This window comes from Spiroplasma attinicola (assembly GCF_023509825.1).
Lineage (GTDB): Bacteria > Bacillota_I > Bacilli_A > Mycoplasmatales > VBWQ01 > Spiroplasma_D > Spiroplasma_D attinicola.
In genome coordinates this window covers 389,679-402,098 of the sequence record NZ_JAKQXY010000001.1, presented here as the reverse complement: position 1 = coordinate 402,098, position 12,420 = coordinate 389,679, and the positions used below count along the sequence as shown (strand labels likewise).

Annotated in this window: 10 protein-coding genes; 1 reads left to right on the top strand and 9 read right to left on the bottom strand. The window is 23.7% G+C overall.

Annotation, left to right across the window (positions count from 1 at the left end):
- The first annotated feature begins 33 nt into the window (after nt 1–33).
- Nucleotides 34–432, top strand: coding sequence for a hypothetical protein (locus LT335_RS01975; protein ID WP_249728259.1), 399 nt, complete (start codon nt 34–36; stop codon nt 430–432).
- Between the two features lie 224 nt (nt 433–656).
- Here LT335_RS01975 and LT335_RS04520 read toward each other — a convergent pair whose 3' ends face one another.
- From LT335_RS04520 to dnaX, 9 genes are all read right to left on the bottom strand, one after another.
- Nucleotides 657–3,848 (bottom strand): ABC transporter permease, encoded by a 3,192-nt coding sequence (locus tag LT335_RS04520; RefSeq protein ID WP_249728257.1) that lies wholly within the window; start codon nt 3,846–3,848, stop codon nt 657–659.
- A gap of 87 nt (nt 3,849–3,935) precedes the next feature.
- Entirely contained in the window at nt 3,936–4,508 is a 573-nt protein-coding gene (gene hpt, locus LT335_RS01965) for a hypoxanthine phosphoribosyltransferase (protein ID WP_249728256.1), read from the bottom strand.
- 82 nt (nt 4,509–4,590) lie between these two features.
- Nucleotides 4,591–6,594: an ATP-dependent zinc metalloprotease FtsH gene (gene ftsH / locus LT335_RS01960; RefSeq protein ID WP_249728254.1), complete on the bottom strand. Its 2,004-nt coding sequence runs from the start codon at nt 6,592–6,594 to the stop codon at nt 4,591–4,593.
- Between the two features lie 174 nt (nt 6,595–6,768).
- Nucleotides 6,769–8,052: a tRNA lysidine(34) synthetase TilS gene (gene tilS, locus LT335_RS01955; protein WP_249728253.1), complete on the bottom strand. Its 1,284-nt coding sequence runs from the start codon at nt 8,050–8,052 to the stop codon at nt 6,769–6,771.
- A gap of 11 nt (nt 8,053–8,063) precedes the next feature.
- The gene (locus LT335_RS01950; RefSeq protein ID WP_249728251.1) at nt 8,064–8,807 is read right to left on the bottom strand and encodes a tRNA1(Val) (adenine(37)-N6)-methyltransferase; all 744 of its coding nucleotides are present in this window, start codon (nt 8,805–8,807) and stop codon (nt 8,064–8,066) included.
- Complete coding sequence (locus LT335_RS01945; RefSeq protein ID WP_249728250.1) at nt 8,794–9,702, bottom strand: DNA polymerase III delta subunit-related protein; 909 nt, start codon at nt 9,700–9,702, stop codon at nt 8,794–8,796. The genes LT335_RS01950 and LT335_RS01945 overlap by 14 nt, the downstream gene beginning before the upstream one ends.
- Nucleotides 9,703–9,723: 21 nt before the next feature.
- Complete coding sequence (gene tmk / locus LT335_RS01940; RefSeq protein ID WP_249728248.1) at nt 9,724–10,353, bottom strand: dTMP kinase; 630 nt, start codon at nt 10,351–10,353, stop codon at nt 9,724–9,726.
- A gap of 15 nt (nt 10,354–10,368) precedes the next feature.
- A complete protein-coding gene (locus LT335_RS01935; protein ID WP_249728247.1) occupies nt 10,369–10,644 on the bottom strand; it encodes a YbaB/EbfC family nucleoid-associated protein in 276 nt (91 codons plus the stop codon).
- Between the two features lie 50 nt (nt 10,645–10,694).
- Entirely contained in the window at nt 10,695–12,410 is a 1,716-nt protein-coding gene (dnaX, locus tag LT335_RS01930; RefSeq protein ID WP_249728246.1) for a DNA polymerase III subunit gamma/tau, read from the bottom strand.
- Between the last annotated feature and the right edge of the window lie 10 nt (nt 12,411–12,420).

The following is a 12,420-nucleotide window of genomic DNA, read 5'->3' as shown; positions in this document are numbered from 1 at the left end:
TCAATAAAATAAAAAATAAAGGAGATTTTTGTAATGACAAATATTAATTATAAAGAATTTAAAAAAGGAATGGGAGTTTACATAAAAAATCCTGATGATAAAGATATAAACGGAAATCAAAAATATAGACCAGGAATTATAATAAAATCATTTCCTAGTCATTTAGAATTACAATTATTATCAACTACAAAAAATAATAAACATACATATCACTCATTAATAATTAATAATCAAAAACAATATATTAGACCAATTTATTATAGAACCATCTCTTGAGATCAAGTAGTAAATAAGTGAATTATTAATAAAAAAATAGTATATTTAAGTAAAAATAATCCTCTATTTTTAAAAATTACTGAAAATAAAATTCAACAATTAACTGATAATCAAATCAAAACTTTATTAGCAAGTTTTGGTCTTAAAAGTGGTTAATGTTTCAATCAATTAAAAAGAAATAATATTTAAAAAAATCTTGGAACTAAAACAACTAGAAAATTAAATTATATAAATATAGTATCATTTAATTCTAAACCCTATCTGTAAACTTATGACATAATGAAATCTAACCGTATATTTTAAGTACGGAACTCAGTAGGCTTTCTTAATATTTTTCAAAGAAACAAAATATTATAATTTAGACTTTTGGTTCTTTTAATTTAATCTGACTGTAATAAATTAGTTATTGGTTTAAATTTAATAAAATATAAACCAATCATATAACCAATCGCAATGATAAGAAAAATTAAAGCAAAAGTTAATAAAATCGTAACAAAACTAATTGGCAAAAGAAAAGTCATATTAACTATTTTAGCAACAAAAATTAAAATAATTCACCAAGTAAGGTAACCCAAAACAGTACCAACAACAAAAGCTAAAACTAAAGTCAAAATATAAGCGCCAATAATTAAACTATTAATTTCACTAATACGATAACCCGATGCTTTCATCATTGCAATAATAATCAGGTTATTATCTAAAATCATACTAACAATAATAAATAAAACAAAGCCTAAAGCAACAATTGTTATTCATTTAGTAATACTAACAATATCTTGCACTGAATGAAACATGTCTATTAATTGATCTTTCATTAATGGAAAAACAATTCTATCACGATCAATTAATTTTCAATTATTTTGTAAACTAGCAAACGAATAATTATTATCTGATTGAACAATATTAATATTATTTAATGGTAAGAATGTTTTATTTTTTGAATAATAGTTATTAAATGAATCTTTAATTGGTATACCAGTAAATTCACCGTTAGATGTATAACCAATTACTCTCCTTAAGTCATCAATTTGTGTATAAAACTGTGAACTATCTAAATTTGTTGTAATAATTCCTTTAATATCAAAAACTATTGGCAGAAAATTAGCATTAGCATTAAGAATCATTAAAACTTGATCATTAACTTTATACTTATTTAAAACTGCAAGTGACTTAGAAATAACTGCTGGAATAACATAAGCATTTTGATTTTTCTCTTGACCAAAACTATCAATATAGCTAACTTGTTCGGTTTTTAAATTATGGGAACTATTAAAAACTTCATCAATATTTAATTTTTGTTCTGCTTTCAAATTAAATCAATTTTTTCATGCTAATAAATTATCTTCATTATTATATAAAGTAACAACTTGATTTGATTTTGACAATAATGATCCTTGATTATGATCAATTCATTTTGTTGGACTATTAACTACAAATTCTAAATTTGGATAGTAGTTACTATTAATAATAACTTGGCCAATTGAAATCCCTGGTAAAGATTGAAATTCAAAATCAATGCCACTAGAAGCAATTAATAAATCAAAAAAATTTGTTAGATTTTCATATAATGTTTCTGCCATTGTTGCTGAAATGAAATTAGTTCCTAGTGGTCTAATATATGCAACACCTTGATTGTTAATCTTGTTGTATAATAAATTCATTTCTTCGCTTTTAATATAGAAATCGCGAAAATCATCAGCAAGGATTATTTTTGTTAAATCAGAAAATTTCTTTTCACTATCAATTTGAAATTTATTTGCTTTTATTTCTTTTTCTAAGTCTAAATTTTTTTCAAAAACTCAATCATAAACTTGCGTTGTAATTTTGTTTTGATTATCAAATTTATACATATTAAAAGTATTTGCAGATAAATAGACTTCAGAATTAACATAACTTTGTAAATTATTAATTTTACTAGTAAAAATATCATCAATAATCGTTTGAAAGAGTAAAAGAAAACTAACAAAAATAAAAAGTAAAAAAATCAAAATTAATTTTCCGCCTGATTTTAAAGCAAAAGAAACTGCTAAGCGTGGTTTAAAATTTCAATGATTAAAAGGTTTTTTAAATAATGTTAATCATTTTGTACTAACATTAGAAGGGCGATTATAAATTAAAACTAATGGATTTTTAGTTAAAATACTTCAAGATTGTAAATAGCTAGCAAAAGTAAAAATAATCGTTGATAGTACGACTGCAACAAGAAAAGCAAGAAAACTAAAGTGAATGGTTGGTAAAGGTAAAACATAATTAACAGTACTTAAATTATTAAAATATTCTTGTAAAGGCAAACTTAAGGCAAAGCCAATAATCGTTGAAAAGATGGAAATTAAAAAGATTAAAAAAGTAAAACCAAAAACAATTTCATAATTGTTATAGCCTAAACCCTTAATTAAACCCAATTGTTTTTTTTGTAAATTAACTTCTTTTTTAACATATGATAAAACAATAAAAATTGCTGCTAACATAACAATAAAACTAATTGCTGAATAAACTATTTTCCCCAATTCAAATGTTTGTTTTAAAAAACCACTACGATAATCACTCTTATCATTAATAATTAAGCTACCATAATTAAAATTAAATGTTTGATTAAAAATATTTTCAATTTTACTTGAAAAAGAATTATCTTTATTATTTACTTTTAAGAAAAAATTAGTTGTTATTTTTGCTTGTTCATTACTATTATTAATTAAATAATGATTAAGCCATTCTCTTGTTGTAAAAACTTGCGTTGTATTTTCAGGTAAAGGTGAAATATTATCAATCGAAGGTTCGTTAAGAATTCCTCAATAACTATAACCAAAGCCAACTACCTTTAATTTTTCATTAGATAAAAATGTAAATTGATCATTTAATGCAATTTTGTGTTTTTTAGCAAAAATTGGATTAACGACTACTTCATTTTCATTTTGAGGTTTTTTGCCTTCACTAATATATACTTGATTAAAACTATTACGATAAGGTGAAAAATCAAATCTAAGATTTTTATCTAACAATCATGGTGGTGTTTCTTGAAGATAAAAAGCATCTTCAAACGAAAAAAAGATTTTTTTTGCTTGATTACTATCAAATGATTTTAAAAATGATTTTTTAATTTGATAATTACTAGTTTCGGGATTATTTTTAATTTCATTATTTAAAATATCATTAATTAATAATGATTGATAATTAATTCCTCAATTTAATAAAAAATCTCTTAAATTATCATCAAGATTATCAATACTAGGTAATAAATTATTTTCAATATCATTATTTGTTATCTTATCAATTTGATTAATAATAGTATTATAATTAACTAAATCTTTTTCGAAATTGTTTTTTAAAATTGTTTTAGTTCGATTTAAAACATTATCAATTTCTTTATAACTATTTAATTTTTCAATTTGAATTCGATAATCATAAGTTCCACTGTTTTGTGCAACAGCAGAAAAACCAAAACTAAGTCGTTCAGAATTACTGTATAAAGCTGACATCGCTGCAACAATAAGAATTAATAAAATAATAATTGAAAAATATTGAAATATTCTTCGTTTTACTCCGCGCAAAACATTTTTTACTAAACTAAACATTATTCACCTTAAACTAAAAAATAATATTTATTAATAAATATTATTTTAACACATTCAATTTTAAGCAAAATTAAAAATGAGTTAATCTTAACTCATTTTTTTTGATTCTAATGCTTTAATTTTTTCTAAATTTGCAATTGCAATATAAGGTAAGTTTCGTAATTGCTCTTGATAATCTAAACCATAACCAATTAAGAAATTATCTGGAACCTCAAAACCAAACCAATCAGCTTCAATTTTAACTTCTCTTTTAATTTTTTTATCTAAAAGCGTTAAAATTTTAACTGATTTTGGTGCTTTTAATTTTAAATGTTCAACTAATTTAACTAAAGTTTTTCCTGAATCAATAATATCTTCAACAATTAAAACATCATGATCTTTAATATTAGTAAAGATATCTAACTTAATCTTTGGTTCAAAAGTTCTAGTCTTTTGACCAGCATAAGATTCAACATACATAAAATCAACAGCACAAGCTAAATCTAATTCCATCATAAAATCTGATAAAAAGAACAAGCAACCTCTTAAAATCCCAATTAATACTAAAGGTTTTTTAAGATTTGAATAATGGTTTTTAATTTCTACTGCCAATTCACTAATTCGTTTTTTAATTTCAGTTTCAGAAATTAAAATTTCTTTTACTAAATCATGTTTAATCATTATTATCTCCTAAAATTACTATTAAATAAAATTTAACAAAACCTACAAAAGCAAGAATTGTTAAATTTACTTATTTTGAAAATTACTTTTTCTTTGGAGTTACTGAAATTGTTTCATCAGATTCGTGTTCACTACCATCATGAGCACTTTCATCTGTATCATCTGATGAATTTTTTTTACTTTCACCTTTTTTAAAGTCTTTTTGTCTTTCTAATACTTCTTGCGGTAACTTATCATGTTCATTAATATATTCAATTTGTTCTGCAGTAATTGTTTCTAATGTCATTAAAGAAGTAGCAATTAAATCTAAAGTTTTACGATTTGCTTTAATTAACTTAATTGCTTCTTGATAACATTGATCTAACATTTGTTTTACTTCATCATCAATTTTATTAGCAATATTATTAGAAATTGTACTTTGAGCAAATGGATTTCCAGATTCAGCTGGATTTTCAAATTGTGCCAATCCTAAATTATCCGACATTCCATACTCAGTAATCATTCTTCTTGCAATTGTTGTTGCTTTTTGCAAGTCATCATGAGCACCAGTAGTTACATTAGGTTTACCAAAAATTATTTCTTCTGAGGCTCTACCGCCTAAGTAACCAGTAACTGTGGCAATTAAATGTGTCTTAGAATAAAACATTGTTTCTTCTTTTGGCGTCATAATTGTATATCCACCAGCTTGACCTCGTGGAATAATTGTTACTTTTTGAACCTTTGAAGCATATTCTAATCTTAATCCAATTAAAGCATGTCCAGCTTCATGGTAAGAAACAATTTTCTTATCATTTTTTGTAATAACTCTTGAAGTTTTAGCAGGCCCACCAACAACACGATCAATCGCTTCATCAATTTCTACTAAACCAATAACATTCTTATGGTGTCTTACAGCAAGCAAAGTTGCTTCATTTAAAACATTTTCTAATTGAGCACCACTAAATCCTGGTGTTCTTTCAGCAATTCTTTCAAAATTAACTTTAGGTGAAATATTTTTGTTTCGCGCATGTAATCTTAAAATTGCTTCTCGTTCTTTAATATCAGGTAAACTTAAACTAATTTCACGGTCAAATCTTCCCGGTCTTAATAAAGCTTCATCAAGCACATCACGTCTGTTAGTTGCTGCCATAATGATAATTCCAACATTTGTTTCAAAACCATCCATTTCAACTAACAATTGATTTAAAGTTTGTTCATTTGCTGTTGTTGCTGCTGAAGCTCGTTTTCTTCCTACAGCATCAATTTCATCAATAAAAATAATACAAGGAGCAGATTTTTTTGCAGCAGTAAACATTTCTCTTACTCTTGAAGCACCAACTCCAACAAAAACTTCTTCAAATTCAGCACCTGAGATTGAAAAGAATGGTACTCCAGCTTCACCAGCTACTGCTTTCGCAAGTAATGTTTTACCTGTTCCAGGAGGTCCAACTAAAAGAACTCCTTTAGGGGTTCTTGCACCCATTTGAGAATAACGCTGTGGAAACTTTAAATAATCAACAATTTCTTCTAATTCTAATTTTTCTTCTTTAATTCCAGCAACATCACTAAATTTTGTTTCTGATTTTTGAGTTCTGGCACGATTTTTCCCCATTGAAAAAGGATTCATACCACCAGCACTAGATTTACTTAATCTTGATAGTAATCAGAATGAACCAAAAATTAAAATTAATACTGGTAATAAATTAACTAAGAGATTTTTTCAAATTGAAACAGCTTGATTATCAGAGACTCAATAATTTATACCGATAACTTTTGAACCTGAGCCACTCTCAAATAATGGCATAATTTTACTTTCTCAAAATCCTGTATATAATGTTGCAGCATAATGAATAATCTTACCATCATCCGTTTTTAAATAACCATCTAAATGAACGGTACTTGGATCAAAAGCAACAGAAAAACCATTACTAATTATAATACCCTTTAAACTATTTAATTCACCAGCTTGAAATAAAGTAAGTAATTGATTTTCTGTTAATTTAACAACATTACCTTTAAGAAAATATCAAATTAAAAAACCAACAAAGGCCAAAAATAAAATAAATACAAGAATGACCATTCAATTAATTTTCATTTTTGGTTGCATTATAAAATTTCACCTATTTTAATTTCTTTCCATATTTTTTAACTATGTATAATAATATAACTTAAAATAATAAAAATGTCACTCTTTTATTATTTAATTTCATTAACTATAATGATTATAAACTAATTATTAGTAAACTTAATAAAATAAACAAATAACAAACAAATTAAAAAATTATTTAATAATAAAAATATTTGGTTCTGAATCAAGATGATCTTTACTAATCGCCAAACCAGGAACCGAAATAATTTGATTTTGAGCATTAACAATTACTGGCCAAGTTTGTCTTTGACGATAAGGAATTTTATTATCAATGAATAAACGATTAATCTTTTTTGTTCCAAAACTAACAATAATTTGTTCTTTACCACTATTATTTTTAATCGTTAAAGGAAACTCTTCTTTATTAACATGTAATGCTTGAAATTTACCTGAAGTTGGTACATTTTTAAAAATTTTAATCTCATTAAAATCATAATCAGCAATTTTTTTAATAGTGTATTGATAATCTTTAACTGAAGTTTTTTCATTAATATAAACATAATTATATTCTTTAATTAAACTAATATTGTGAGTTAAACTAATAGTAATATTTGGTCGTTTTGATTTTGTTAAAACTCTAACAATTTCTTTAATTTTAGCCTTCTTTAATCTTAAAACTAAATCTTCACTATAATTAAATAAAAATTCATAAACAATCATTTGTTGTAAACGAAAATTATCATTATATTTATGAAATTCATTAACTGACAAAGTATCATCAGCAACAATAACTGAGTTATAAATTACTTCTAATTGATCTTTTAATAACTCTTGTTCGCTATTTAATTCTTTAATTTCACTTAACATTAAATTAATGTCAAGATCTGTTAACTTATTAATTGTTTGTTGACGAATTTTATTTCTTTCATAAATTTCTAATTCATTTGTTTCATCAAAACCATATTTAACTCGATACAATGTTAAATAATCAATTATGTCTTCTTTTTTTAATTCTAGCATTGGACGATAAATTGACAAACTTTTATAAGTACTTTTAAATTTTAATCCATAATAAGAAACAATCGCTTTTCTTTGTTTTTGAATTAAATAAGTTTCCAGCAAATCATAAACATGATGAGCCACAACCAAATTGTAAATTTGATATTTTTGAGCAATCTCATTAAAAAAATCATAACGAATTACTCGTGCTTGATCTTGGAAATTTCCCTTAGTATACTCAGAAGCTTTAACATTTTTAATTTCTAATCTGATATTATGTTCTTTACAATAATCTTCAATAATTTTTTGATCAACATTACTACTTCATCTTTTATGATAATTTACATGACAAACAACAATATCAAAATTATTCTTTACTAAATTATCTAGTAAAAACATACTATCAGGTCCACCAGATACGGCAACAAGATAATTTAAATTTTTATTTAATTTTCCTAATCAAGTAAGATAAACCATGAAAATATTCCTTATTCATTATTGTTTTTATTATATCATTTTGCTATTTCACTAACGTAACTATTATTATCATTATGGCAAATTAATGGCGGTTCAATAATCAAACCATCATTAGTATTAAAAACCGCTTCAATTAATACACTACTAGCATTTTTATTAATTTTTGGATAAACCATTTGCATTCTTTTAATTGAAAAATTATTTTGTTTTAAAGTAATTAATAATTGATCAAGTCTAAAAGCAGGATAAATTATAAAAAATTTACCTTTAACTTTTAATAATTTTGCTGCACTTGCAACAATTGTTGCTAAGTCAATATATAATTCATGTCTTGCTGCTGCTTTCAATGGTTCAAACTTAAGATTAGTTTTTTCTAATAAAGGAAAAAATGGTGGATTGCAAACAATAATATCAACTTTCTGATTAAAATTTTCATCAGCATAAACTTTAATATCTTGCTGAATAATTGTTACTTGTTTTGTTAAATCATTTTTAACAACATTTTCCAGTGCTAAAGTAACCGCCTCTTTTTGGATTTCAATGCCGATAATCTTAATTGGATATTTCTTAGCTAATAAAATTGCAATGGCACCATTGTTAGTTCCAAAATCAATTAAAGTTTTAGTTTGATTTTTAATTTTAATAAAATTAATTAACAAAACTGTATCTAAAGATATACAAAACATATCTTTTCTTTGTAAAATTGTGATATTTTCATTTGCTATTTTTAATTTTAAAGTTTTATAATTTGTCATTTTCTAATCCTTGGTAAATATTAATAAAAAAAGCATTTAATAATAAGTTTCAATTAAGATTATTAACATTATTAATTTTATTAATAGTTTCAATTAAGACTTTAATTAAATTTTTCAAAAATAATTGATCTTGATTATTTCAACTACTAGTAAAATCATTAATTAACTGATTGTTTAATGATGTTATATTATTTAATTTCATAATTTTATCTTCTGTTATTGTTAATAATAATTGAAAAAATAAAATCAAGTTTTCTTTTAAACTAAGGATTTTTTTAATTAAAAAAAAATTTTCAGTAAAATTACCTTCATTATCATAATTAATAAAGCTTGTTACCAAGTTTAATATTAATTCTTGTTGTTCTTTTTCAATTTTTTCTCAATTTAAAAAATTAGATTTATTATTTTTTATTTTAGGTATATTAAAAATCTGACAGCGAGAAATAATTGTTGGTAATATTTTCTCAATTTTAGTTGTTGTTAAAATTAAAAATGTATTATTAGGAACAGTTTCTAAAAATTTCAAAAAACTATTACTTGCTTCTAAAGAATTATATTCAATTCCTTCAAGTAAACAAATTTTCGGATTACCTGTTTCTAAACTTTGTAAGGATAATTTATTAATAATACTAATAACATCTTGTTTTTTCATTGAATTTGTTTTATTAAATTGATATTTAGTTAAATCCAAATAAGAATTATTAATTATTTTTTGACAATTATTACAAAGTTGTTTATCAGAACAAATTTCTTTCTGACAAACAATTTTTTTCAATAAACTATTAATTGCAAATTGAAAAGAATTATCTTTTGACGATAAAAGGATAACTTGTGGAATAAATTTTAAATCTAAAAAAAAATTAAAATTTTGATTTTCTTGATTACTTTCGTTCATAATTAACCTCAATTAATTATATTATTTAGTAATAAATTGCTTAATAATTTGATAAGTTTCTGTTAATACTTGTTCAAAACTTTTACTGGCATCAATTACCTTAATTCGATCTTGATTATTTTTTGCGATTTCTTGATACCCTTGATAAACTAATTGATGAAATGATAAATCTTCATTATCCAAACGATTTTGTTCACTTTTACTGCGTTCTTTAATTCGTTGCAATCCAATTTCTGGTTTAACATTAAATAAAATTGTTAAATTTGGTTTAAAATTATCAAACGCAATATCTTGAATTGTATTAATTTTTTTAATATCTAATTTCCGACCATAACCTTGATACGCTAATGTTGAATCAGAAAACCGATCACAGATAATAATTTTCTTGCTATTTTTTTCTGGAAAAATTTTTTCAACCAGATGCTGTCTTCTTGCTGCAATGTATAATAAAACCTCAGTTCAAGCATCCATTAAAGTGTTTGTTTCATTTAAAATTATTTTTCTAATTTGCTCGGAAATAATACTGCCACCTGGTTCTCTTGTGGTAGTTATTTCAATTCCTTCATTTGAAAATCGTTCTTTTAATTTAGCAAGAACACTGCTCTTTCCAGAACCTTCTGGACCTTCAAAACTAATAAATATCATCGTCATTAAAATTTATTAATGCTACATAACATTAATAATTTTGCTTTCCATCTTTTTAACTTCAGAAATTGCTTCGTTAACTGCTACTTGAATCATATCATTTAACATTTCATAATCATTTTCTACCATTATTAAAAGTTCTTGAAAATTAATTTTTAAATCAACTTTATAAGAACCAGAAACAATAATCTTAATTAAATCTCCTTGTTTTGAGAATTTAAATTCCTCTTTTTTAAATTGTTCATGTTTTTTTTGTGCCATTTTTGCTTGATTTAACATTTGTTGAAAATTATTCATTTTTTCACCTCATTTTTAATTTTAACTAATTTCCCTAAAATTTTAAAAATTTATATTTCTTCAATTTCGCCAAAAATATTTTGTAAAAAAACTAATGTTTCATTTTTAGGTACTATCTTTTCTTTTATTATCACTTCAGGAAGGATAATTGGTTTTGCTGCAGGTAATTTATTATCTTTTAATAAAGTTTGATATTTTTCTCCAACAACTTTTCATTGTTTACGATCAAGAGCATAAATCATATACTCTTTTTGCAAAACAAAATTTAAAAAATTTCGATGTTCTTGATCAGAAAAATTCTTATTAATCAAATCTGCTTGAATAATATTATCACAAATAATAACAACCGCGTTAGCACTGGCAGCACTAATAAGAGTATTTAAATAAGTTTTACTAAAATCATGAAACTTATGGTTTTCAGTTAATTGGTCAATTTTTATTCAATAATTTTTTAATTCTTTTCTAATTTCTTTATTAGCTTGAATAATAACATTAAGAACATTATTAAATAATTCTCGATCAATTTTAACATCATTATTAATAGAACTATTACTAATTTGTGGTTTTTCCTTTATTGGCAATGATTCTAATTCATTACTTACTATTTTTTCTCTTATTTCCTGCTCTTCAGATTCAGACTTTACTACTACTTTTAAAGTATCGTCTTGTTGATAAGATAAATCATATTTAGCTACTTGATCAAATAATGTTAAAATTTTTGTCACTAATAAAACTTTTAAACTTTCATCATCAAAATTTAACATCATAATTGTTTCAAAAAGATTTAAAATTTGCTTTAAATCTTGCTCAGTAACATTATTAAAGACATTTATTATTTCTAAAGTTAAATATTTACTAATTTTAATATTATTAGTTAAGCGATAAATTAATAAATCTTGAACAATATAAGTCATTTCAATTAAAAACTTTTTAAAATTAGTTAAATAATTATTAATATTCTCAAGACTTAAAACTATTTTATTAATATCTTGATTTAAAATATCTATCAAAAAATTAATCTTTTGTTCTAATGACAGAACATTGTAAAGTTTATTAACACTTAAAAGTGTAATATTATTAGAAAAGTTAAAAACTTTTTCTAAACTATTAATTCCATCTCGTAATGATCCTTGACTAAACAATGCTAATTGATTTAAAGCTGGTATTTCAAAAACAATTTTTTCTTTAGTTAAAATATCTTGAAAAATTTTAACCAAATCAGAATTATTAATTTTTTCAAACTGAAATCATTGGCAACGAGAAATAATTGTATCAGGAATCTTATATGGTTCAGTTGTTGCAAGAATAAAAATAATATGAGTTGGCGGTTCTTCTAAAGTTTTTAATAATGCATTAAAAGCAGAAGTAGTTAACATATGAACTTCATCAATAATATAAACTTTATATTTTAAATTCATTGGTAGCAAATTGATATTATTACGGATTCTTCTTACTTCTTCAACACCATTATTAGAAGCACCATCAATTTCTAAAATATCAATTTCATCACCATTATTATTAATAAATTTACAATTATCACATTGATCGCATGCTTCACCAGCAACATTATTTTGACAATTAATTGTTTTTGCTAAAATTTTAGCAACTGATGTCTTTCCAACTCCTTTTGGACCAGAAAATAAATAAGCATGAGCAAAAGATTTATTAATAATAGAATTTTTTAAGATTGTTACAATATCAGTTTGACCAATTACTTCATTAAACTTACTTGGCCGATATTTACGATATAAAGCTTTATAATCCATAGTTAACCTC